We start from the raw sequence: 22,939 nt of genomic DNA on the forward strand, positions 1-22,939 counted from the left end.
CACAGAAGACGGTTGGGCATGCGAAATTAGATGGGTAGCGAGGCCTGCTGACCAGTCATCTCCTCTTCGGGAAGCGATGCAATCATCCAGTGTGTATCCGGATCATGTTTGGCGTGATACATGGCGAGGTCGGCGTGATGGAACAGGGCGGTGAGGTCCGTACCGTGAACCGGATAGAGCGCGATGCCGATACTGACCCCGACATTTAACTCCTGTCCTTGCCAATTAAACGGCTCCAGCAAGCGTTCGATCACTTTGCCGGCGATAATGACGATATTGTCCAGTGAGTGGATGTCGACCAGCAGTAGCGTGAATTCGTCACCGCCGGTTCGGGCAACAATATCCTCTTTACGTAATGTGCTACGTATCCGGTCGGCCACCTGCTCCAGCACATAGTCCCCCGCCAGATGGCCGTAGGTATCGTTGACCGGTTTGAATTTATTCAGATCCAGGACGGCGATCGCGACCTGGCCCTGGACGCGTTGGGCATGGGCAAGGGCTTGCGAAACCCGTTCATTGAACTGCAGGCGATTGGGCAATCGAGTCAGTTGATCGTGTAGAGCAATGTGCTTGATACGCAGGTTATTTCGGTGGATCAGTGTCGTCAATGTGGCGAACATCAAGGAGATAACAACCCCGCTTACCATGATCCACAGACTATCTTCATTGACGATGCGCCAACCACCTTTGGGTGCGGCGGCCAGTTGCCAGGAACCGTTGGGAAAGGTTACATCCAGTAGCTCAGGTGATTGATCGAACAGCGCAGCTTCTCCCCAAAACACTTCGCCGTTGGCACCTAACCCATCCTTACCCCGTATGGCGACTTGATACTTTGATTCGGTGTCCGGGAGTCCTGCGGTGGTGAATACCGAATCCATATCGATAACGATGCTGGCGATTCCCCAGAAATCCCCCGAGTCGGGTTTGTCGGAAAAAGATGACTTGAATATCGGGGTTCGATTGATGAAAGCAACGCCACCCTGTACCAGCTTCACCGGCCCGGCGACTACCGTTTGGCCGGTGTCGATGGCCCTTTTTACCGCTTGCCACTGTTTAGGTGTTTTGCGGTAATCCAAGCCGACCGCTTTCTGATTGCCGGCTAAGGGGTACATGAAGTTAATGACGTAGCCTTCGGCCAGTGCAACATTGCGAATATGGTGACTGCTGGCCATCAGTTCACGTGCTATCTGGTTGAATTTACTGTGAGTTATTCCATCTTGGGCGGTGACCAGTACGGAGAGTGCGCGACTAAGATAAATGGTGGAGTTGAAAGTGCCTTCCAGGCGGGCGCGCACGGCACTCAGGTAAGTAAGAGTTTGATTCCGACTCTCCTGTTCGTGTTTGCGGGTTTGGTTGATCTCTATGAGTAGTGTGATGCCGAGCGAGATGATCAGGACGATCAGACCGACAACATAGGGTGGATAGTTTTTTTTCATTCTTGAATTATCCGGCGAACAGGCCATTCGGCCATAGGGAGCATCCCTAGATAGATACCGGTTACTATCACCAAATCGGCATAGTGTCCATATTCTTCCAATATAACCGATTGGAGCCGATAGGAAAACAAACCGGCCGATTTTTGTAACTGGTGCCGGAACAGTGATCACGGCATACTTGAGCCATTGACTTAATCGAGTACAGGAGAAGTTTTCAGATGTCCGTTTGTCTTTGTGGTTCCAGCAAACCCGCAGCTGACTGCTGCAATCCCGTTATCAATGGTGAGCGCCATGCGGTCACGGCGGAAGAACTGATGCGGGCGCGTTACACCGCCTTCGCCACGGGTGCAATCGATTTTCTCAGCAGTAGTTTGCACCCCGATCATCGTGACGATCATGATGTAGCGGCCACCCGCCGCTGGGCTGAGAATTCAGAGTGGCTTGGATTGCAGATCGTGAAATGTGAGCGGGGCGATGCACAGGACGTAGAAGGGGTTGTGGAGTTTATTGCCACCTTCAAAGAGAAAGGTGTGGTGCGCCGTCATCATGAACGCAGCCGTTTCAGCAAAGTGGATGATGAGTGGTTCTTTGTCGATGGAGAATTGGTTTTGCCTGAAACTAAAATCAATCAATCACCTAAAGTGGGTAGAAACGATCCATGTCCTTGTGGGAGCGGAAAAAAATATAAAAAATGCTGCGGATAGACTGCTGGAATCGGTATCGATGATTCAGGAAATAGCGGCAGGATCGACTATACTTGGATTCCAACGCGGGCGCTCAAGGGAGGTTTTCCAGTCACTGTTTAATTCGGTAAAGAATAAAAACGCAACGATTTTTACTACGGGTATGCAATTGTAATAATTTGTTTCATACCCTGGATATTCCACCATAGCTGTGACAAGCTTTTAACTACGGAACTTGTTAAGGATAAGGCTAAAGCTACTTTATGCTTTGTCTGTTTGATTCATTACTTCAAGGCAGAAGATGTCTGTGCATCAGGCGCCATGGTTAATAATAGAGAGGAAAAAATGGCACAATTCAAACATAAAAAACTTATTGCAATGCTCGCTCCCCTGGGTTTGATCGGCGGCATGGTCCTTTCAGCTGACGGGTTGGCCGATAATCATAACCGCTATGCGATCGATGCATCCAAAGGCGTGGTTAAAAACGGTGCCGGAGAGTGTTGGCTGACTGTAGGTGGCATGCAGGAGAAGATGATTGCCTGTGGCGATAGGGTAGCGATGGATTCAGATGGTGATGGCGTAACCGATGACAAAGACAAGTGTCCGGGTACTCCGCGTGGGGCGCCGGTTGACGCCTCCGGTTGTCCGCTTGATTCCGACGGTGATGGCGTACCGGACTATCTGGATAAATGCCCTGGTACCAAGGCCGGTGCAAAAGTCGATAAAGACGGTTGCGAGATCATGATGAAACCGATGGCCAAGATGGAAAAAGTGGTGATCGATAACATCTTGCTGTTTGATTTTGACAGTGCAGAACTGAAGTCGGGATCGGCCGATGTACTAAACAACAGTTATGCTAAGTTCAAGAACAATGACGCTGTGAAATCCGTCATCGTTACCGGACATACCGATAGCATGGGTTCGGAAGCTTACAACCAGGGCTTGTCTGAGCGTCGCGCCAACGCTGTGCGTGATTACCTGATCAGCCAGGGTGCGGATGCCAGTAAGCTACAGGCGCGTGGTGCCGGTGAGTCGCAACCGGCCTTCACCAACGACACCAAGGCCGGTCGTGCCATGAATCGTCGTGTTGAGTTTGATGTGATGATGAAGTAAACGGAAAAGGCTTTGAAAGGCTGTTTTCGAAATAAGACCGGGGCTGGATCAGCCCCGGTTTTTTTATGTCCAGGGAAGGACGTATGCCGCGAAGGCCATGGATGGCCGGGAGCGACGATGCCAGGGAAGGACGTATGCCGCGGAGGCCATGGATGGCCGGGAGCGGCGATACCGGGCTTGGTCGGTAACGGCTTTGCATGGATTAGTGTAGGGCAACCCTCCGTGGTTGCCCTTGGAGAGGGCAGGCGCAGCGGCCGGCCCCTGTGGGTGGGTTGATGGTTGTTTCAGATTGCGCGTAATGTCCCCCCGGATCCGCAACCGGTACAGCACCCACCAACGGGACTCCGTCAAATTTTCTCTGCCTGATCGACAGCATTGCCGATATAGCTGCCTGGGGTCAGTTCACGCAGGGCGGCTTTGGCCTCGTCCGGTATCTCCAGATCATCGACAAAGGCACGCAGTTCGTCGGCACCGATACGCTGTCCGCGGGTTAGTGCTTTCAGTTTCTCATACGGTTTTTCAATCCCATAGCGACGCATCACGGTCTGGATCGGTTCCGCCAGCACTTCCCAGTTTCCATCCAGATCCTCGGCCAACAGTGCGGCATTGGCTTCCAGCTTGCTGATGCCTTTGAGGATCGACTGCAGAGCTATCGATGTGTAGGCGAAGCCGACGCCCACATTGCGCAGTACCGTCGAGTCGGTCAAATCTCGCTGCCAGCGTGAGATAGGCAGTTTCATAGCCAGATGGCTGAATAACGCATTGGCGATGCCGAGGTTGCCTTCACCATTTTCGAAATCAATAGGATTGACCTTGTGCGGCATGGTGGACGAACCCACTTCACCGGCAATGGTCCGTTGCTTGAAGTAACCGAGGGAAATATAGCCCCAGATATCGCGCGAAAAATCGATAGCAATGGTGTTGAACCGGGCTGTAGCGTCAAACAGCTCGGCCATATAGTCATGGGGTTCGATCTGGGTGGTATAAGGGTTCCAGACCAGGCCCAGGGACTCGACAAACTGTTGCGCAAACTGCTCCCAGTTGATATCCGGGTAGGCCGAGAGGTGGGCATTGTAGTTGCCGACGGCACCATTGATCTTTCCCAGCAACGCAACATTGGCCACCTGATCACGCTGACGCTGGAGCCGGTAAACCACATTGGCCATCTCCTTGCCGAGGGTGGTGGGAGAGGCGGGTTGACCGTGGGTGCGTGAGAGCATAGGAATGGTGGCATGGTCGTGGGCCAATTGACGTATCGCGGCGATCAGTTGGTCCATTTCCGACAGCAGTTGTTGTTCGCGTCCCTGCTTTAGCATCAGGCCATGGGAGAGATTGTTGATATCTTCGGAGGTGCAAGCGAAATGGATAAACTCGCTGATCGCCTCCAGCTCACTGTTTCCGGCAATTTTGCGCTTGAGGAAGTATTCCACCGCCTTGACGTCATGATTGGTCTCACGTTCGATCTCCTTGACCAGTGCGGCATCCTCGGTGCTGAAGTTGCTCAATATACCGTTGAGGGTCTCCTCGGCCGCTGAACTGAGCGCCGGCACTTCAGTAATTTGTGTATGACCTGCCAGGGCTTGCAGCCACTTGATTTCCACCTGAACGCGGGCGCGAATCAGCCCGTACTCGCTGAAAATAGAACGAAGATCAACAGTTTTGCTGCCATAGCGACCGTCAACCGGGGATATTGCCGTTAAAGTAGAAAGTTCCATGGGATTCCTGGGTGCCTGCGTCTGATTATTAAACCAAGTGCGATAAAACGGCGGATTATACCATTCGATAATGGTCGGTGACCAAAAGTTAAGCCATGGTAGCGGCGTGAGTGAAGGCAGGATTGATGTTAGCGATAGGAGATATACCTGCTGGGGCGCTGTTGATCGCGGCGTCAATTCTACCGGGTGGTGTAGGTGTCCATCTCCAAGGCGGGAAGGCCGGGTGCGCCGCTAGTCGGTACCGATAAAGGCTTATTAGTTATTGAATTAATTGGTGTTTTTGGCTGTATTGTACAATAGCTCCCGGTGGCGGATGGGATTGCTGGATAGCAGGATAAGGTCGAGTTTGCTCGCTAAAGCCGGCACGATGGGGTAATATCGCCGCATTGGCTTATTTATAAAAAGGATGATCATCCTAATATTTTAGATATTTTTAAAACTATTTTCTGCTGCAGTGCAGAATTTTTTCCGGTTTTAGGTTATAAATAGGCCTCGTCTGTAAAGTGACGAATGCTAATTCCTTGAAAATTTTGATGAAACAGAGCCTGATCCAGGCATGAACCCAGGAGGATCACTCGGTGTTAGAAAGCTATCGCAAACACGTAGAAGAGCGTGCCGCGGAGGGCATCCCCGCGCTCCCGCTCAATCCGGAACAGACTGCTCAGTTGGTCGAGCTGCTGAAGAATCCTCCCGCGGGTGAAGAAGCCTATCTGCTGGATCTGATTACTCACCGGGTGCCGGCTGGCGTTGACCAATCCGCCTATGTCAAAGCGGCCTTCCTGGCAGACGTGGCCAAGGGCAACTGCAGCTGCCCCCTGATTGATCGTGTTAAGGCGACCGAACTGCTCGGTACCATGTTAGGTGGCTATAACATCGCCCCGCTGGTGGATGCGCTGGATGATGATCTGCTGGCGCCGACAGCCGTCGCGGCTCTTTCCCACACCCTGCTGGTGTTCGATGCCTTTAATGATGTGAAAGAAAAGGCGGATGCCGGTAATCCCCATGCCAAGGCGATTCTACAGTCCTGGGCCGACGGCGAGTGGTTTACCCAGAAACCCGAGTTGGCGCAGAAGATCACCCTGACCGTGTTCAAGGTCACCGGCGAGACCAATACCGATGACCTCTCTCCGGCTCCGGATGCCTGGTCCCGTCCCGATATCCCACTGCATGCCAACGCCATGCTGAAGATGGAGCGTGAAGGTATTACACCGGATCAGCCTGGCGTAATCGGGCCGATCAAATTCATTCAATCTCTGAAGGAGAAGGGCCATCCCGTGGCCTATGTGGGTGATGTGGTGGGCACCGGCTCGTCACGTAAATCCGCCACCAACTCGGTGCTTTGGCACATGGGTGACGATATCCCCTTTATTCCCAACAAACGTGCTGGCGGTTTCTGCCTGGGTGGCAAGATTGCCCCCATCTTCTTCAACACGATGGAAGATGCCGGCGCACTGCCGTTCGAGTGCGATGTCAGCAACCTGAATATGGGCGACGTGATTGACGTATACCCTTACGAAGGGGTGGTCAAAAGCCACGATTCCGGCGAAGAACTGTGCCGTTTTGAATTGAAGACCGACGTCTTGCTGGATGAGGTACGGGCTGGCGGTCGTATTCCGCTGATTATCGGCCGCGGACTGACCGCCCGGGCGCGTGAGGCCCTCGGTCTCGAGCCTTCCTCGTTGTTCAAATCACCGGCCCCCGCCGCGGACAGCGGCAAAGGCTACTCGCTGGCGCAGAAGATGGTTGGCCGTGCCTGCGGTGTTGAGGGGGTTCGCCCCGGCGCCTATTGCGAGCCGAAGATGACCACAGTCGGTTCCCAGGATACCACCGGCCCCATGACCCGTGATGAGTTGAAGGATCTGGCCTGTCTCGGCTTCTCCGCCGACCTGGTGATGCAGTCCTTCTGCCATACGGCGGCTTATCCGAAACCGGTGGATATCACCACCCACCATACGCTGCCTGACTTCATCTCTTCTCGTGGCGGTGTGGCGTTGCGTCCGGGTGACGGTATCATCCACTCCTGGTTGAACCGCATGCTGCTGCCGGATACCCTGGGTACCGGTGGTGACTCCCACACCCGTTTCCCGATCGGATTGTCGTTCCCGGCCGGTTCCGGCCTGGTCGCCTTTGCGGCCGCCACCGGCGTCATGCCGCTGGATATGCCGGAGTCGGTACTGGTCCGCTTCAAGGGCAAGATGCAGCCGGGTATCACCCTGCGGGATCTGGTCAACGCCATTCCTTACTACGCTATCAAGCAGGGTCTGTTGACCGTGGCCAAGGCGGGTAAAAAGAATATCTTCTCCGGTCGTGTGCTGGAAATCGAAGGCCTGCCCGACTTGAAGGTGGAGCAGGCATTCGAACTCTCCGATGCCTCGGCCGAGCGTTCCGCCGCCGGTTGCACTATCAAGCTGGGCAAGGATCCGATCATTGAGTACTTGAACTCCAACATCACCCTGTTGAAGTGGATGATCGCCAATGACTACCAGGATCCGCGCACCCTGCAGCGGCGTATCGAGGGCATGGAGAAATGGTTGGCCGATCCGCAACTGCTGGAAGGCGATGCCGATGCCGAGTACGCCGCGGTGATCGAGATCGATCTGGCCGATGTGAAAGAGCCGATCCTGGCTTGCCCGAACGATCCGGATGACGTGAAGCTACTCTCCGACGTGGCCGGTGAGAAGATCGATGAAGTATTCATCGGTTCTTGTATGACCAATATCGGACACTTCCGCGCCGCCGGCAAGCTGTTGGACGGCAAGCATGACATCCCGACTCGTTTGTGGATGGCGCCGCCGACCAAGATGGATGCCTATGTGCTGAATGAAGAGGGCTATTACGCCATCTTCGGAAAAGCGGGTGCCCGTATGGAGATGCCGGGCTGCTCCCTATGCATGGGTAACCAGGCGCGGGTGAAAGATAATGCGACTGTGGTGTCTACCTCGACGCGGAATTTCCCAAACCGTCTGGGTACCGGGGCCAATGTCTACCTTTCTTCGGCTGAGTTGGCTGCCGTCGCTGCCATCGTAGGCAAGTTGCCCACCGTTGAGGAGTATATGGTCTATGCCGACCAGATCGATGCCATGTCGGCGGATATCTTCCGCTACATGAACTTCGATCAGATCGAGGCTTATCAGTCTGTCGCTAACCGGGTGGAATTCGTCGCCTGATAAGCATTACAGGTCGTTAAGTTGTTAACGGAAGGCCCCTGGGTAACCAGGGGCCTTTTTTTATTTCGGGACACTGCTGTCCCACAAACTCCCTTTCCCTCAGGGAGAGGGTTGGGGTGAGGGGATAATCTGAGCTAACTCACCGATTGTTAATATCCCCTCATCCTACCCTTCTCCCGAAGGGAGAAAGGACGCACTGACTGGCTTTCTATGTCACACTGCCTGACTGTGGACTAAATTTTTAAATTTAATCAGTCTGTTACAAATAGTTAAAGCGATTCTTTATGGGACAGCAGTGATTCCGGGGCTTCTGTTGTCGAGATCATGCCTACGTGGGTAACGGGATAAAGTCCGGCATGGCGGCTTTCGGTTGTTTTGAAGGATGGCTTTATTAGGGTGAGCGTATAGTCTGCGCGAGCGCTGTTAGATCACCAGCGCGGGTTGTAGGTAGCGCTGCTCGAACTCGTCCGCCGGCACCGGTCGTCCCAAAAGATAGCCTTGGCCAAAGTCGCAGCCGAGTTGCTTGATAAATTCGAGCTGTTGCGCAGTCTCCACCCCTTCGGCGGTCACCTGCAGGTCCATGCTTTTGGCCAGTGCGACAATGGATGAGACAATGGCGGCGTCATTACTGTCGTGGGTCACGTCCATCACAAAGGAGCGGTCGATTTTCAGGCTGGCGATGGGGAAGCGCTTGAGGTAGCTGAGTGACGAGTAGCCGGTGCCGAAATCATCGATAGAGAGCGAGATACCCATCTCGCGCAGTTGTGTGAGTATCTCCACGGCGGAGTCGGCATTATCCATCAGCACGCTCTCTGTGATTTCCAGTTCAAGAAAGTGGGGCGCCAGTTTATTGTCCCGGAGCGCCTGGGCGATGGTATCCAGTATAAGCGGATTGAAATGACGTGCCGAAATGTTTACCGCCACATGTAACTGATCGATACCGAAAGCTTGCCACTGCTTGATCTGCCGACACGCCTGGTTGATCACCCACTCCCCGATGGCGATGATCATGCCGGTCTCTTCGGCTAGCGGAATAAAGTCTGCCGGTGAAATCATCCCTTTCTCCGGATGCTGCCAGCGAATCAACGCTTCCATGCCGATCAGACGGTTATGGATCAGGTCAAATTTCGGCTGGTAAAATAGCCGTAACTGATTGTCGGAGAGGGCGTGTCTCAGGCTGCCTTCCAGAAACAGCATTTTGATGGTCTGGTCGTTCATATCCCGGGTATAGAACTGAAAGCTGTTCCGCCCGGCATCCTTGGCCCGGTACATGGCCGTGTCGGCACACTTCATCAAGCCATCCACGGTGATTTCATCGCCGGGAAACAGGCTGATGCCGATACTGACGGTTGGGAAGATTTCAATCCCCTTGATAACCATCTTTTGCGACAGGGTGTTGAGGCATTTTGAAGCCACAGAAGCGGCGCTGCCCGGGTCTGTCAGCTCTTCGAGAATAATGACGAACTCATCGCCACCGAGACGGGCTACGGTATCGTCTTCCCGTATCGCACTCTGCAGACGGTCAGCCACCTCCTTGAGCATGCCGTCCCCCACATCATGACCCAACCCGTCATTGATGTTTTTAAAGCGGTCGAGATCCAGGAACAGAACGGCCACCTGTTGATGTGTTCGGTGAGCCTTGTGCATGGCATGTTCAAGTCGATCGTGAAACAACAATCGATTGGGGAGTCCGGTCAAGGCGTCATGCTGTGCCTGATGGTGCAGGCGCTCCTCATTATCCTTTAGCTGTTGCTCTGTTTTCAGACGGTCGGTGATGTCCTTGGATATCTGGATGACCCCGGTCAGCGTCCCTTCCGGTTCCCAGAAAGGGGAAGTGTTCAGCTCAAACAGACGTGCGCCGTGTGTCTTGCAGTGGTGTTCATGCATCAGGGTGACCGGTTGTTTACTCGCCATGACCAGTGAGAGGGGGCAGGGGTATGCATCCCCTGAACAGGGCGTACCCCGGTTATGGGAAACCTCATAACAGTGATAAATCCTTTCTGGCGGGGCGTCGCTCGGGAGACGATTCCGGGCGGCCCTGTTCATCATGATGATCTGATAATCATGGCGGATTACCATGATGGGATCCACCACGCCGTCGATGACAGACTGGAGGAATTGCTGTTTATCCTGGACCGCTTGCTCGGCCTGCTTGCGCATGGAGATGTTCTGTACCATGCAAAGATAGAGATGCTGGTCCCGTATCAACACGGGGCTGATGGTCAACTCTAACTGGATTGACATCCCATCGCCGCGTCGGCCGTTCGCTTCTATCGGTTGTTGGCTGTTCGGTCCGGCGGTTTGTGTTTTTGCCAACTGTTTTAACGTTTTCAGGTCACCAGACAGCGCTCGGTCGGGAATGAGCTGGGTCAGCGGTTTACCGATAAGTGATAGCTTTGACTCACCGAAGATGACACTTGCCGCTGGATTGCTTTCCAGAACGATGCCTGAATCATCGATCAGTAGAATCCCCTCGGCTGCCGCATCGACAATGGAACGGGTGCGCTGCTCACTCTCCTCAAGATGTCGCGTGCGCGACGCAATCGCTTCAGCCATGCTGTTGAAGGCGGAGGAGACGCGCGTGATTTCATCCGCTCCGTGAGTCACCAAACGTGTATCGTAGTCACCCGAAGCCAAGCGGCTGGTCGCGGCGGTGAGCGCGGAGATTCGGTTTAGTACGGTGCGCTTGAGCAGCAGAAAAACGGCCAGTAAAGTACATAAAAAACCCAGCAAATAGTTCAACCCGGAGTTCCACACTTGCTTGAGGGCGCGTCGTTCCAGTTCCTCGGCTGGAAGTTTGATGCTCAGTATTCCCCGGAGGTCCCCCAGTTTGTAGTCATAGGCAGTGTCGTACATCTTTTGAATACTGGGTGGCGCATCCTCCCGTTTTCCGTGGCATTTGAGGCAGTCCTTGGTTATCCAGAGAGGGGTGGAAAAGTGATAAAAGGATTTCCCCTCGTCGGTGGTGAAGGGGGTCATTCGTTCCCGCTGATCGGGATGAGTGCGGAAAAACTGTATGGCCTGCAGCTCAACTTTATCGGCCATGAGGGCTGGGTTGCGCGGTTTGTCAGATACATTGTTGAAGGAGAGGCCGGAGGTGACGCGGTTGGAGAACTCGGTGGAAATGCGGCTTAAAGCGTGTGCGGGGAGAAAACCGATGGTGTCTTCATTCAACGGTAATCCGCTGATCATGAACTGATGCCGATATACCCGTCTGGTCGCCGTCATCATGCCACGGATTGAACGGGCTTCATTGAGCAGGGCCTCAGCAATCTCTGCACGTGTCTCCTGATAGTCGATATAGGTGAGAATACCGAACGCTATCAGAAATACCGTGCCGATGGTGATGAGTAGCTTAGACTTCAAGTCCAACATCTATGTCGGTGAATCAGGCATAAGAAAAAGAAGCTGGTCCGGTTAGGGTTATTCCGGTCCACGAGTGTGATCAATAGGTGTAGGAACTGCTGAACCAGTGAATTGGCCTAACGGCCCCGTATCGGCTCATCCTTCAACGGACATAATGGGCCGTATTCTAAGGTTATTGGGGCGTCAGATATTTGACCTATGGCAATTAATCGTCATGAATAGTGGGGTTTTAGACGCGTAAAACAGATGTTGGGGGAAGGGGACGCCCCCTTCCCTGGGTGGACGATTAACCGCCAGATGTTTTCCGTTGCGGTGTGGAAGTTTGGAAGAGGGGCTTAAATATCCCGTTCGGTGCGCTGTTCCGTAGACTGGGTGGCTTGTTGATAGAGGGTTTGGGCTTTTTCAGCTACCTGAGCGCCGACCTGTTTGGTTTTTTCCCAGGCTGAACGTGAAGTGTTGGCAATGGCTTCGCCGGCCTCGCTGCCTTTCTCTTTGACGGCTTGGTAGATATGCCGCGATTTTTCTGCCGCCGCCGCACCCAATTCCTGGCCGGATTCGACGACACTCGAACCCGCAGCACGGGTTTTATCCCATACCCCGGTTTGATCTGACGTTGCGGATGCCGCAGGCGGGGCGGATTCCGATTCGCCGCTACCGCCTGCGATGGCAGAGAGGCTGAAGAGTGATAGCCAAAGCATCAATAGCAGCAGTTGAAACGGACGTTTGTTCATGGTGTATCTTCTCCTTAGTGCAATCGGGAGCGATTGTCGCACGCTTCAGAACCGCTGATTTCCGAATGGTTCCCACTATTTCGGCTAGTAGGGGGCGGCGCGGCTAAATTTGTGACTCTCCACACAATCGGGTGGCCGGCGATTGTCAGGATATTTTGTTATGTGGAATGCACAGTCAGCTAGATAATGTGTAGTAAACGCCGGGATTGCTCGGCGATTTTTTTTCTTCCCAGAAGAACTTGCCAGCGTCCGCCACCGCACTGGCGCCACAGCATGGCGGAGCGAATGCCGGCCAGCAGCAGACTTCTGATACGGTTGACGTTATCCGGGTTCTGCAGATGCAACGGATCCCCTTTAACCATGATGCGTGGTTTGAGCGTGCTGATACTTTGGGTGTAGATATCGGCGAGCTGCGCAATGATGTTAGGGTGCAGCAGGTGGAAGTGCTCGACCCGGCTCTCCGCCAATCTAATACCCTGTTGGATTTGCTGTTGCATGGTGCTGTTCTTGCTGAGTTTGCGTTCCAGATGGAGGAGGGCGATGGCGTATTGGGTTACCAGTACATTGTCCGTCCGTTTTTCCCCCAACTGCTGTTGAATCAGGCGAAGCCCGGACTCCACGCCCTGCAAGCCACCATAGACCTGTTCCACGCTCTCTGCGTCGATTTTAAACAGGCTGTGGATGCTGGCCTCCATAGAACGGGTATTCACAATACCCTGCTCGGCAATCTTTGCCGCCATGTCGGCCGCCTGGAAAACGCCTGCCAGGGCGATACATCTTTCTCTGTCACTTTTCATTAAAATGCCCGTTCGATGATGCCGCCGCCGAGGCACACTTGATCCTGATAAAAAACGATAGATTGTCCCGGGGTTACGGCGCGTTGGGAGGTCGTAAACCGAACGTGAAGATGGCCGTTTTCCAGCGCTGATACCTGGCAAGGCTGTAACGGTTGTCGATGGCGGATACGGGCCATGCAGGTGAGGGGCAGTATTGGTGCAGTATCGGCAACCCAGTGCAACTGGCCCGCTTCCAATCCCTGTTTCAGTAGAAACGGGTGGTCATGCCCCTGGGCAACAATAAGTCGATTGTTGGCGAGATCTTTATCGATGACAAACCAGGGATTGGTTTCACTGTCGGCGCGTCCACCGATTCCGAGCCCTTTGCGTTGGCCCAGCGTGTAGTACATCAAGCCCTGATGTCGGCCGATAACGGTACCTTCCGGGGTAACCATTTGTCCCGGGTTGGCGGGTAGGAAACGGCTGAGAAATTCGCTGAATTTACGTTCACCGATAAAGCAGATGCCGGTGCTGTCTTTCTTTTTGTGATTGGGCAGTCCAGCCTGCTCGGCAATTTTTCGCACTTCCGGTTTCTCCAGATCGCCTAGTGGGAATCGGCTATGGCGTAGTTGTTCCTGACCCAGCATGTAGAGGAAGTAGGTCTGGTCTTTGTTTTCGTCCCGTGCCCGCTGCATGACCAGCTTGTCATCCTGTTGTTGGATTTGGGCGTAGTGCCCGGTGGCAATGGCGTCAGCGCCAAGATGCAGGGCGTAGTCGAGAAATGCCTTGAACTTGATTTCGCGATTGCAGAGCACGTCCGGATTGGGGGTACGTCCCGCCCGGTATTCGGCCAGAAAATATTCGAATACATGGTCCCAATATTCGCCGGAGAAATTGATGGTGTGGAGTCGGATGCCCAGTTGATCGGCTACGGACTGTGCATCAGCGAGGTCCACGGTCGCCGAGCAATACTCCTGGGTATCGTCTTCCTCCCAGTTTTTCATAAACAGGCCTTCGACCTGGTAACCTTGTTCAATCAGCAGCATGGCGGCGACCGATGAGTCTACGCCGCCGGACATGCCGACGATGATCTTTTCATTTTTACGCATGGTTTAATTCAGTGTGAAATCCTGCCCCGAGAGCCACGCCTCGATGGGCTGGACTACGGGGGGCTCGCCGTTGGCAAAAAACCAAGAATCAATAGCATAGCGCTGTTGGGTCTGGGTATCCCAAATGGTAGCGGTCCAATGAATATCGAACAGCCAGGGATTGCGCCGTTGTCGTTCTTGTACTTGATGCCATTTTAACAGGTTGTCTTGTGCCATGAGTCGGAGATAGGTGGTGGTATTGATCGATTCGGCAATGCAATCCAGTTGGCCGGGTTCCGATCCTTCGCCGTCGTTCTCTTTCAGGTCAACCCAGGTGCCGGCCTGTTCGCCCACCTGCTGTTCCATCCAGGCGATGGCGGTACGGATCTGTTGTCGCTCCTGCGCGGCGGATTGGGTGGAAGAGAAGAGCGCGCGGAGCGCCTGCCACTGCGCCGCATCAAGTGTAACAGGTTTCAAAATGTCGCAGTGATAATCCGTGCATACCTGAAAGGTGGGCGGGGCTTTCCAGGCTAGCGACTCTCCTGACGAGAACAGGCAGACGAATAGAATCAGCGTAATGCCTTTCATCGATCAGTGGGGCTCCAGCCCTGTTTCCACTGCTCCAGCGGAACGATCTCCGGGGCGGTGCCGTTGTCGTGAAACCAGGAGTCGACCGCCCAGAGCTGCCGATTGTTCTCCTGTTCGATGACGGCTGTGGTGTGTGGCCAGCCAAAGAGTAAAAAGCCACGGGTTACCGGTTCTTTTACGCGGTGCCAATGCAGCAGACCGTCTTGCTGCAGCATATACAGGTAAGTGGTGGTATTGGTGGATTCATCGATGCAATCCATACGGTGGTCCAATGGATTGCCGGTAGTTTCATTGGTGCCCCGGTCGTGTGCGGTGCCGGTCAGGGGGCCGATGATCTGCTCAAGCTGCGCCACGGCACGCTTGATCATTGTTCTTTCCATGTCGGGTGTACGGGTACCGGGCAGAAACATTGCGCGAATACCCTGCCATTGGTCGTCCGTCAGGCTTAATTGACGAATCGTTTGGCAACTGTTGTCGAAACAGATGGAAAAGTCGCTCGGACGTGGGGTGGTGTTGATCTCATCACTGACAAATACCACCGCCTGCGCGCTGCTGCACCAGGAGATGACCAAGCCGCCGATCAGCCTATTTGATATCACTAATCAACTCCAGTGGATAGCGGTGTCCGGCCAGATAATCGTCGATACAGCGTAAAACCATCGGGCTGCGTAACTGTTCCGGATTGGCAGCCAGTTCATCGCGACTCATCCAAACGGCACGCAGGATGCCTTCATCCAGGGATAGTTCAGGCTGATGATCATGGCAAATCCCCTGAAAGCAGAAGCGCAGGTAGGTGGTCTCGGCCGGTGGCACCTGCCACCGGTAGATGCCGATCAGGGCGTGTGGACGAAAACCCCAACGGGTCTCTTCCCGGGTTTCGCGTATCACCGCCTCAAGCAAGCTTTCCGCCTCTTCCAGATGGCCGGCCGGTTGGTTGAAGACCGTTTTGCCGTCCCGGGTCATCTCTTCAACCATAAGGAATCGGCCATCGTCTTCGATAATCGAGGCGACGGTGGTGTGTGGTGTCCAGATCATAGTGTTATTTTAACTCGAATTTTACGCGGTGATGGGAAGTGTCGTTAACGGTGGCTTTTTTTGTTGCTGTGAGATTTCGTTCTCGTGATTGGAATGTCTATTTCAATGGCGCGCCACTGTCCGGGTAACAGTGGGCCCAGCTCCCACTGACCGATGCGGCTGCGCACCAGACGTAATGTGGGAAAGCCGATGGCGGCGGTCATACGGCGCACCTGGCGGTTTCGCCCTTCCCGGATCTCGATTTCCAGCCATTGGGTCGGGATGTGGGCGCGAAATCGCACCGGCGGATTTCTCTCCCAGATGGCGGGCGGCTGGATCAAGCGTGCCCGGGCGGGGCGAGTGGGACCGTCCTTCAACTCCAGTCCCTCGCGTAATTGCTGAAGTGCCCCTGCATCGGGTATGCCTTCCACCTCCACCCAGTAGCGTTTCCAGGTCTTTGCCTTAGGGTTTGCCAATTGGTGCTGCAGTTTGCCGTCATCGGTAAGCAGTAGCAGTCCTTCACTGTCCCGGTCCAGCCGGCCTGCTGGATAGACCCCCTTGATGGGGATGAAATCGGCCAGCGTTTGACGTCCTGATTGATCGGTGAATTGGGTGAGCACACCATACGGTTTGTTGAACAGGATCAGTCTGGACATGGTCGGCTTGCATAAAGAAAAGGGCCGTCCGATTATCGGCGGCCCAGGGTATTCGTCAAGATTTTTAGCGGTTATTTTACCGCTGGATCGATGACGATCCGGTTTCTTCCGGCATCTTTTGCGCGATAGAGGGCATTGTCCATACGCTGGAATAGGGTGTTGATATCATCGCTCGGTCCCAGCGCGGTGACGCCGAGACTGACGGTCATGCGGATAGCTTTGTCGGTTTGTGGCGCCAGGTTTTCCACATTCTGCCGAATACGCTCTGCCAACAATTCGGCCCCCTTCAGGTCGGTACCGGTTAGCAGAATAAGAAACTCTTCACCACCATAACGGAATATCATGTCGCTTTCGCGGATGCTCTGTTCGGCACACTGGGCGGCAGCCTTCAAAGCCTGGTCACCATACAGATGTCCATGTTGGTCGTTGATCAGTTTGAAGTGATCGATATCCATCAAGATAACGGAGAGAGGGGTATTGTGACGCAACGCCAATCCGATCTCCCGTTTCATGGAGCTGTCCATGGCCGCACGGTTTCGTACCCCGGTTAGCGGGTCCATAGTGGCCGATTCCACGGCACGTTGATAGAGCAGGGTGTTGCGCAACGGGTAGAGCAGTCCGGCCAGGAGATTTTCAATGGTCTCCAGTTCCGAATTTTCAAACGGGTAGTGGCGGAAAAAGTTAAGGTCGCCCAGGTGGTCACCGGCCACCACCAGTTCGTAAGCGCAGTTATTAACCGGCTGATCGCCCAGTTTGATATCTATTTTTAGTGACGGGAAACGATAAGTGAGGCCGTCATACTTGATGAACTGGCGTATCTCTTTGGCAAACAGAGCCAGCAGCTCGTTGATCTCCAGGGTGCTTTGCAGGATACCGCTGAGCGCCAGTATTTTTGAGGCAAACCGTTGCTGGGTAGCTTGATCCCGATCCGGATGTGACGGATGCGGTGTGACCCTTTTGGTATTGCCTGAAACAGGCTGCATCTGGTTTGTCATAGTCAGTGTTTCCAACTTATTTTTTATGTCACAGAATAACTGCGGTTATTCATGCTAAATCTATGCCATTATTAAATAAATAAGTAAAAACAATAAGATGTAATAAGTAAATCCATGGTAGACAAAAAATTGACGTATTGTGGCGGCTATTTATTGCCGCTTGCTGCCGCTCAAGCGGCAGTAATGGCCGCACCCACACCCAGCCCAGTTAGGGTATCCCTAACAGGGCTGGTGGGAAAGGGGGGTATTTATATAGGGGGACGTACGATCAGCGGTAGGTCAGTGTCTGGCCACTGGTGCCGATACTATCCGGCCCCATAAGCCAAAGATAATCCGCGACCAGGCTGTCCGGGGTCTTCAAACTTTCCGTCTCTTCGCCCGGGTAGGCGAGCAGGCGCAATTTGGTTCGTGTGGGGCCCGGATCAAAGCTATTGACCCTTATGTCGCTGCTACCCCGGGTCTCCTCTGCCAGTAATTGCATCAACCCTTCCAGACCAAACTTGGAGACCCCGTAGGCCCCCCAGTACGCCTTTGCCTGGCGGCCCACCTGATCCCCGGTGAAGACTACCGAGGCGTCCTTGGCTTGGCGCAGCAGGGGCAGGCAAGCCTGGGTGAGCAGGAAGGGGGCGTGCAAATTAACCTGCATTACCTGGTACCAGGTTTCCGGATCATAGTCATCCAGGCGGCTCAGCAGGCGTAGTTGGGCGGCGTTATGCAGTAAACCCTCCAGGGAACCGAACTCTTTGCCAAGGGTATCGGCCAGCTCGATATAGTCGTGTGGGGTAGCACCTTCCAGATTCATCGGGTAGATGGCGGGTTGAACGCCACCGGCCGCCTCGATAGCGTCATAGACCGCTTCCAGTTTGGCGATGGTCCTACCCAACAGGATAACGGTTGCCCCGTGCGAGGCGAAGGCGATGGCGGCGGCCCGGCCGATTCCATCGCCGGCTCCGGTAACGAGGATGGTGCGTCCGCTCAACAGATCTTTGGGAGGCTGATAGTCGCGCATATCGGGGTCCTGATATCAAATGTTCGGTTATTCTAACGGTCTGCTGCCTGTGATTCGAGCCTCTATGGCTTGATCACCGGGTCGGCATCAGCCCGATTTTCTCAAGGATCTCAACGGGCGAAGCGATACTGTCGTCGGCCCCCCAGCTATCCGGGTTGTCCTGTTCGTCAAGATAGCCGAACAGGGCGGCCAGGGTGGAGGTGCCCGCTGCCCGACCGGCGGCAATATCGCGTTCGGCATCGCCAATGTAGAGGCACTCCTGTGGTGCTGAACCGGCCAATTCGCAGGCATGCAGCAGCGGTCCGGGGTGCGGCTTGCTGTTAGGAGTGGTATCGCCACTCACGATGCAGGCGGCGCGCGGGGTCAGGCCCATGCCATCCATCAGGGGGTCGGTTAGCCAGGCCGGTTTATTGGTGACGACGCCCCAACCGATACCTTGTCGCTCAAGTTGCTGCAGAACCTGCTCCATACCCGGGAATAGGGTGGTTTGGCGGACAATATTGTCTTGGTAAATGGCCAGCAGGTCTTGTCGGTAACGCTGGAATTCGGGGTGTTCCGGTTCGATACCAAAACCGGCGCGGATCAGCGCAAGCCCACCATGGGAGACATGCGGGCGGATACGCTCAAAGGGTAGCGCCTGGCGACCATGCCGAAGCAGCGTCTGGTTCAGGGCGTAGGCGAGGTCCGGCGCGGTGTCGGCCAGGGTGCCGTCCAGGTCGAACAGGACCAACCTGACCGGCCTCCCATGGAAATGGATGTCATCAACCATCGGTAGGCGTGTCGCTCTCTTTGCGACAACTGACCATGTAATTGACATCGACATCCCCGGGCACCAGTCGATAGTGGTCGGTCAGGGGGTTGTAGGTTAGTCCAATCATCTCTTGCGTCAGCAACTCGGTGCGGCGAATCCAGCTCTCCAGCTCGGAGGGCTTGATGAACTTTGAAAAATCATGGGTGCCTTTGGGTAGTAACCGGAGCAGATATTCCGCACCGACAATGGCAAACAGGTAGGACTTGGGATTGCGGTTCAGAGTGGAAAAGAAGACGTGTCCCCCCGGTTTTGCCAGTTTGGCGCAAGCTTCGACTACCGACGAGGGGTCCGGCACGTGCTCCAGCATCTCCATGCAGGTGACCACGTCAAAACTGCCGGGTTGCTGGGCGGCCAGCTGCTCCACCGGGATGCGCTGGTAATCCACCTCCAGACCCGACTCCAATAGATGCAGCCGCGCTACCTGTAACGGCGCCTCGCCCATGTCAATGCCAGTTACCGTCGCTCCCTCCCGGGCCATGCTCTCGGACAGAATGCCGCCGCCGCAACCTACGTCCAGGACTCTTTTTCCGCGTAGGCCGGCTTTTTGGTTGATGTAACCCAAGCGCAAAGGGTTGATTTCATGGAGCGGTTTGAATTCGCTGTGGGGGTCCCACCAACGGGAGGCCAGTTCCTCAAATTTGCTGATCTCGGCGTGATCGACATTGATGCTGCTGTCAGTCATGGTGTTTCAGGCTCTTTCGTTAAATAAAGGTGTAAACGGTTCCGGCAATAGACTGGCGGCGGAGAGTATAACCCAGTTTACTCCAACGCCTCGCGGATAATCCCTTCATACAGGTCGGTCAGCGCTTTTTCCGCCGCAGTCGATTCTCCCAGCATATGGGGGCGCCGGTAACTCAGGAAAACCTTGCCCGGCCGGTTCTGTAGCGAGTAGATGCCGATCGTGAGTGGGCAGATGGAGAGGTTGGCCGGGTGGGCGCTGGACATCTGCCAGGAGAGTTTGATATTGCAAAATTCGAACGCTTCGGCCTGTTCGTAGAGTGTGTCAGCCAGCCCGGTATCGGCGGCGGTACGTTTAAACATGTCGCTGATATGCAGGGTGTTGCTAATCAGCATGCCGCGACCGGTGATAGCCAACTGCAGATTTGACCGGATAGCGTCATAGTCATCGCTGGTCTGGAAGACGGCGATCGGTGCATCCGGCGATGTGGTGGCGGACTCGGCCAGAGCGAGTCCGGTATGGAGAAGCAGCAGCAGTGTGAGGATTCGGTTCATACGTTACTCCCTAGATGCCGTCCGTTAACCCTGGGTAGTTTGTCGGGCGGAGGCGCGGTGGCTGTTTTTTATTCCCGTGATTATTCGAATTCAGCGATGCGTTCTTGCCACTCCGCCGCGCGGGCGACGATCTCGCGCTGATCCAGGGTGGTGAGGCGCCCGCCATGCAAAACCGGCTTGCCGGCGATCCAGACGTCCGTCACTTTATCCCGGCCGGTGGCATACACCAGTTGAGATATCGGGTGGTAGATCGGTTGGGTCTCCAGACCGCCCAGATTCACGGCGGTGATATCGGCGGCTTTGCCCGGCTCCAGGGAGCCGGTCCGATCACCCATGCCCAGCGCCTGGGCGCCGTTGAGGGTGGCCATGCGCAGTGCGACGTGGGCCGGAATGGCGCTGGCATTATCCGCCACTCCTTTAGCCAATAGGGCGGCACTGCGCATTTCACTGAACATGTCCAGATCGTTGTTACTGGCCGCGCCGTCGGTACCAATGGCGATGTTGATCCCCGCCTGATGCAGTTTGGCTACCGGACAGAAGCCGGAAGCCAGCTTCAAATTGGATTCCGGACAGTGAATTACACTGGCACCGCTCTCTGCGAACAGCCCAATCTCTTCCTCTTCCAATTGGGTCATATGAACCGCCGCAAGGGCCGGGGAGATCAACCCCAGCTGTTGCAGCCGTTCGATGGGCCGGTTGCCGTAGTGGTCGATACCCTGGTTGATCTCGTCGCGGGTTTCATGCACATGCATATGAATCGGGATCTCCAGCTCGTCGGCGAGCACGCGGATGCGTTCGAACAGTTGGTCGGAGACGGTATAGGGCGCATGGGGCGCAAAGGCGGTACGGATCAGACCATGGTTTCGAAATTGATCATGGACCTCCAGTCCGCGGCTGATGTACTCGTCCGGGCCACTAGCCCAAGCCGAGGGGAAGTCGATGGTGATGAGCCCGATGACAGCGCGCATGCCGGCGGCTGCGCTCACCATGCCGGTCACTTCCGGGAAAAAGTACATGTCGTTAAAGCAGGTGGTCCCGCCCCGAATCATCTCGGCCACCGCAAGGCGCGTACCGTCTGCGATAAACTCTTCACTGACCAAACGACCCTCGGCCGGCCAGATGTGTTCATTCAGCCAGGTCATCAGCGGCAGATCGTCTGCCAGCCCGCGCATCAGACTCATGCTGGCATGAGTGTGGGCGTTGACCAGGCCGGGGATCAAGGCGTGTTGCGGCAACTCATGCACGCTTTTTGGCTGGTATTTGGCCCGGGCCTGTTCGGCCGGTAGTATCTCCAGAATGTCTCCGCCGTGGATAGCCAGGGCGTGCTCCTGGAGCACCTGTTGATCGGGGATGACCGGTATAATCCACCGGGCGAAAATAAGTGTATCGATAATCAAAATGTCATCCGCTCTGTGTGCGTCAAGATGCCCATATCGGGTTAGAATAGAACGAATTTGCCACGGGTTTAAACAAGATGGAAGCACAACCGCTCACTATTCGTGCCAGCGCCGACCAGGCTATCGTCTGGAAACATGACCGACTCTACCTGCTGGATCAACGCATTCTTCCGAACGAAGAAGCCTATATCGAACTGCAGAACGCGACGGAAACCGCTAAGGCGATTCGCGTTATGGTGGTGCGCGGTGCGCCGGCCATCGGTATCACCGCTGCTTTTGGCGTGGTGCTGGCGGCTCGCGCCTGTTTCCGGGCTTCCCCGGCCGATTGGCGCGAGCGGATTCAGGTGGATCTGCAGACGCTGGCCGAATCACGCCCCACTGCCGTCAACCTGTTTTGGGCGCTGGAGCGGATGCGGCGTCTGTTTCCGACTGTCGGTGATGAGGACCCGGAGCCGAGGTTGCTGCAGGAGGCGCTGCAGATCCACAAAGAGGATATCGCCGCCAACCACGCGATGGGCGATTTTGGCGCCAGCCTGATTGCACAACGCACATCGGTCATTACCCACTGTAACGCCGGCGCCCTGGCCACCGGTGGCTACGGGACGGCGTTGGGTGTGATTCGCAGTGCCTATAGTGCGGGTCGGATTGAGCGGGTTTATGCGGATGAGACTCGTCCCTGGCTTCAAGGCTCACGGCTCACCGCTTGGGAGTTGGCGCGGGATGCTATTCCGGTCACGCTGCTGACGGATGGCGCCGCCGCCAGCCGCATGGCGCAAGGCGGTATCGATTGGGTCATTGTCGGTTCTGACCGTATCGCGGCTAACGGGGATGTCGCCAACAAGATCGGTACCTACAACCTCGCTGTGGCCGCCAAATACCACGGCGTGAAGGTGATGGTGGCGGCGCCCACCTCCACCATAGACATGGCGGTGGCGTCCGGGCGGGATATCCCGATCGAATCGAGGGATCCGGCGGAAGTCTTGCAGTGTGGTGGTCGGCAGGTCGGCGCAGCGGGTGTGGAGGCCTGGAATCCGGTATTCGACGTGACCCCGGTGACGTTGGTGGATGCGATCGTCACCGAAAAGGGGATTGTGCTGTCGCCAGATCGCCAAAAGATGGCTGAATTGATGGCGGTATAAGCTGAGAGTCGCAAAAAGCCGA

Annotated in this window: 20 protein-coding genes; 4 read left to right on the plus strand and 16 right to left on the minus strand. The window is 55.2% G+C overall.

Translation table 11 applies throughout. The features are described from left to right. Window positions 1–26 precede the first annotated feature (26 nt). The gene (locus tag ACQY5R_RS08810) at window positions 27–1,436 is read right to left on the minus strand and encodes a diguanylate cyclase domain-containing protein (protein WP_428607108.1); all 1,410 of its coding nucleotides are present in this window, start codon (window positions 1,434–1,436) and stop codon (window positions 27–29) included. Between the two features lie 218 nt (window positions 1,437–1,654). On the opposite strand from ACQY5R_RS08810, the gene ACQY5R_RS08815 reads away from it, so the two are divergent. Both ACQY5R_RS08815 and ACQY5R_RS08820 read left to right on the plus strand, forming a co-directional pair. After that, window positions 1,655–2,140, plus strand: a complete 486-nt coding sequence (locus ACQY5R_RS08815; RefSeq protein WP_428607111.1) for a YchJ family protein — start codon at window positions 1,655–1,657, stop codon at window positions 2,138–2,140. Between the two features lie 324 nt (window positions 2,141–2,464). Further along, complete coding sequence (locus tag ACQY5R_RS08820) at window positions 2,465–3,232, plus strand: OmpA family protein (RefSeq protein ID WP_428607113.1); 768 nt, start codon at window positions 2,465–2,467, stop codon at window positions 3,230–3,232. A 347-nt stretch (window positions 3,233–3,579) separates the two neighbouring features. Here the strand turns inward: ACQY5R_RS08820 and purB are convergent, their stop codons facing one another. Beyond that, complete coding sequence (purB, locus tag ACQY5R_RS08825; protein WP_428607116.1) at window positions 3,580–4,947, minus strand: adenylosuccinate lyase; 1,368 nt, start codon at window positions 4,945–4,947, stop codon at window positions 3,580–3,582. Between the two features lie 578 nt (window positions 4,948–5,525). On the opposite strand from purB, the gene acnB reads away from it, so the two are divergent. Further along, the gene (acnB, locus tag ACQY5R_RS08830; protein WP_428607118.1) at window positions 5,526–8,114 is read left to right on the plus strand and encodes a bifunctional aconitate hydratase 2/2-methylisocitrate dehydratase; all 2,589 of its coding nucleotides are present in this window, start codon (window positions 5,526–5,528) and stop codon (window positions 8,112–8,114) included. A gap of 423 nt (window positions 8,115–8,537) precedes the next feature. Here the strand turns inward: acnB and ACQY5R_RS08835 are convergent, their stop codons facing one another. The 14 genes from ACQY5R_RS08835 to ACQY5R_RS08900 form a co-directional block, all read right to left on the minus strand. Next, complete coding sequence (locus ACQY5R_RS08835; protein ID WP_428607120.1) at window positions 8,538–11,480, minus strand: EAL domain-containing protein; 2,943 nt, start codon at window positions 11,478–11,480, stop codon at window positions 8,538–8,540. A gap of 335 nt (window positions 11,481–11,815) precedes the next feature. Further along, window positions 11,816–12,211, minus strand: coding sequence for a hypothetical protein (locus ACQY5R_RS08840; protein ID WP_428607122.1), 396 nt, complete (start codon window positions 12,209–12,211; stop codon window positions 11,816–11,818). Between the two features lie 179 nt (window positions 12,212–12,390). Beyond that, on the minus strand, window positions 12,391–13,008 hold the full coding sequence (gene hflD / locus ACQY5R_RS08845; protein ID WP_428607124.1) for a high frequency lysogenization protein HflD: 618 nt from the start codon (window positions 13,006–13,008) through the stop codon (window positions 12,391–12,393). Continuing rightward, window positions 13,008–14,096 (minus strand): tRNA 2-thiouridine(34) synthase MnmA, encoded by a 1,089-nt coding sequence (mnmA, locus tag ACQY5R_RS08850; RefSeq protein ID WP_428607125.1) that lies wholly within the window; start codon window positions 14,094–14,096, stop codon window positions 13,008–13,010. Before mnmA ends, hflD begins: the two co-directional genes overlap by 1 nt. Window positions 14,097–14,099: 3 nt before the next feature. Further along, window positions 14,100–14,663, minus strand: a complete 564-nt coding sequence (locus tag ACQY5R_RS08855; protein WP_428607129.1) for a hypothetical protein — start codon at window positions 14,661–14,663, stop codon at window positions 14,100–14,102. Next, window positions 14,660–15,262, minus strand: coding sequence for a hypothetical protein (locus ACQY5R_RS08860; protein ID WP_428607131.1), 603 nt, complete (start codon window positions 15,260–15,262; stop codon window positions 14,660–14,662). The genes ACQY5R_RS08855 and ACQY5R_RS08860 overlap by 4 nt, the downstream gene beginning before the upstream one ends. Then, window positions 15,249–15,698 (minus strand): NUDIX hydrolase, encoded by a 450-nt coding sequence (locus ACQY5R_RS08865; protein ID WP_428607132.1) that lies wholly within the window; start codon window positions 15,696–15,698, stop codon window positions 15,249–15,251. The genes ACQY5R_RS08860 and ACQY5R_RS08865 overlap by 14 nt, the downstream gene beginning before the upstream one ends. Before the next feature lie 44 nt (window positions 15,699–15,742). Then, on the minus strand, window positions 15,743–16,333 hold the full coding sequence (locus ACQY5R_RS08870; RefSeq protein WP_428607135.1) for a pseudouridine synthase: 591 nt from the start codon (window positions 16,331–16,333) through the stop codon (window positions 15,743–15,745). Between the two features lie 71 nt (window positions 16,334–16,404). Further along, window positions 16,405–17,328, minus strand: coding sequence for a GGDEF domain-containing protein (locus ACQY5R_RS08875; protein ID WP_428607137.1), 924 nt, complete (start codon window positions 17,326–17,328; stop codon window positions 16,405–16,407). A gap of 268 nt (window positions 17,329–17,596) precedes the next feature. Then, entirely contained in the window at window positions 17,597–18,337 is a 741-nt protein-coding gene (locus ACQY5R_RS08880) for a YciK family oxidoreductase (protein ID WP_428607140.1), read from the minus strand. Between the two features lie 73 nt (window positions 18,338–18,410). Then, the gene (locus ACQY5R_RS08885; protein ID WP_428607143.1) at window positions 18,411–19,106 is read right to left on the minus strand and encodes an HAD family hydrolase; all 696 of its coding nucleotides are present in this window, start codon (window positions 19,104–19,106) and stop codon (window positions 18,411–18,413) included. Beyond that, entirely contained in the window at window positions 19,099–19,830 is a 732-nt protein-coding gene (gene ubiG, locus ACQY5R_RS08890; protein WP_428607145.1) for a bifunctional 2-polyprenyl-6-hydroxyphenol methylase/3-demethylubiquinol 3-O-methyltransferase UbiG, read from the minus strand. Before ubiG ends, ACQY5R_RS08885 begins: the two co-directional genes overlap by 8 nt. Window positions 19,831–19,907: 77 nt before the next feature. Then, a complete protein-coding gene (locus tag ACQY5R_RS08895) occupies window positions 19,908–20,381 on the minus strand; it encodes a hypothetical protein (protein WP_428607147.1) in 474 nt (157 codons plus the stop codon). 80 nt (window positions 20,382–20,461) lie between these two features. Continuing rightward, the gene (locus ACQY5R_RS08900; RefSeq protein ID WP_428607281.1) at window positions 20,462–21,781 is read right to left on the minus strand and encodes a TRZ/ATZ family hydrolase; all 1,320 of its coding nucleotides are present in this window, start codon (window positions 21,779–21,781) and stop codon (window positions 20,462–20,464) included. 74 nt (window positions 21,782–21,855) lie between these two features. Between ACQY5R_RS08900 and mtnA the strand changes: the two genes are divergently transcribed. Further along, complete coding sequence (gene mtnA, locus ACQY5R_RS08905) at window positions 21,856–22,917, plus strand: S-methyl-5-thioribose-1-phosphate isomerase (RefSeq protein ID WP_428607150.1); 1,062 nt, start codon at window positions 21,856–21,858, stop codon at window positions 22,915–22,917. Window positions 22,918–22,939: the final 22 nt, after the last annotated feature.

The sequence above is a fragment of the Sedimenticola sp. genome (genome assembly GCF_050289425.1).
In the GTDB taxonomy this organism is placed as follows: Bacteria; Pseudomonadota; Gammaproteobacteria; order Chromatiales; family Chromatiaceae; genus Sedimenticola.

Coding starts and splice junctions, on each gene's coding strand:
- purB (WP_428607116.1), bottom strand. CDS start 4,947: ATGGAACTTTCTACTTTAACGGCAATATCCCCGGTTGACGGTCGCTAT.
- ubiG (WP_428607145.1), bottom strand. CDS start 19,830: ATGACTGACAGCAGCATCAATGTCGATCACGCCGAGATCAGCAAATTT.
- ACQY5R_RS08885 (WP_428607143.1), bottom strand. CDS start 19,106: ATGGTTGATGACATCCATTTCCATGGGAGGCCGGTCAGGTTGGTCCTG.
- ACQY5R_RS08855 (WP_428607129.1), bottom strand. CDS start 14,663: ATGAAAGGCATTACGCTGATTCTATTCGTCTGCCTGTTCTCGTCAGGA.
- ACQY5R_RS08810 (WP_428607108.1), bottom strand. CDS start 1,436: ATGAAAAAAAACTATCCACCCTATGTTGTCGGTCTGATCGTCCTGATC.
- ACQY5R_RS08895 (WP_428607147.1), bottom strand. CDS start 20,381: ATGAACCGAATCCTCACACTGCTGCTGCTTCTCCATACCGGACTCGCT.
- ACQY5R_RS08865 (WP_428607132.1), bottom strand. CDS start 15,698: ATGATCTGGACACCACACACCACCGTCGCCTCGATTATCGAAGACGAT.
- ACQY5R_RS08875 (WP_428607137.1), bottom strand. CDS start 17,328: ATGACAAACCAGATGCAGCCTGTTTCAGGCAATACCAAAAGGGTCACA.
- ACQY5R_RS08870 (WP_428607135.1), bottom strand. CDS start 16,333: ATGTCCAGACTGATCCTGTTCAACAAACCGTATGGTGTGCTCACCCAA.
- ACQY5R_RS08820 (WP_428607113.1), top strand. CDS start 2,465: ATGGCACAATTCAAACATAAAAAACTTATTGCAATGCTCGCTCCCCTG.
- ACQY5R_RS08815 (WP_428607111.1), top strand. CDS start 1,655: ATGTCCGTTTGTCTTTGTGGTTCCAGCAAACCCGCAGCTGACTGCTGC.
- hflD (WP_428607124.1), bottom strand. CDS start 13,008: ATGAAAAGTGACAGAGAAAGATGTATCGCCCTGGCAGGCGTTTTCCAG.
- ACQY5R_RS08880 (WP_428607140.1), bottom strand. CDS start 18,337: ATGCGCGACTATCAGCCTCCCAAAGATCTGTTGAGCGGACGCACCATC.
- mnmA (WP_428607125.1), bottom strand. CDS start 14,096: ATGCGTAAAAATGAAAAGATCATCGTCGGCATGTCCGGCGGCGTAGAC.
- ACQY5R_RS08840 (WP_428607122.1), bottom strand. CDS start 12,211: ATGAACAAACGTCCGTTTCAACTGCTGCTATTGATGCTTTGGCTATCA.
- mtnA (WP_428607150.1), top strand. CDS start 21,856: ATGGAAGCACAACCGCTCACTATTCGTGCCAGCGCCGACCAGGCTATC.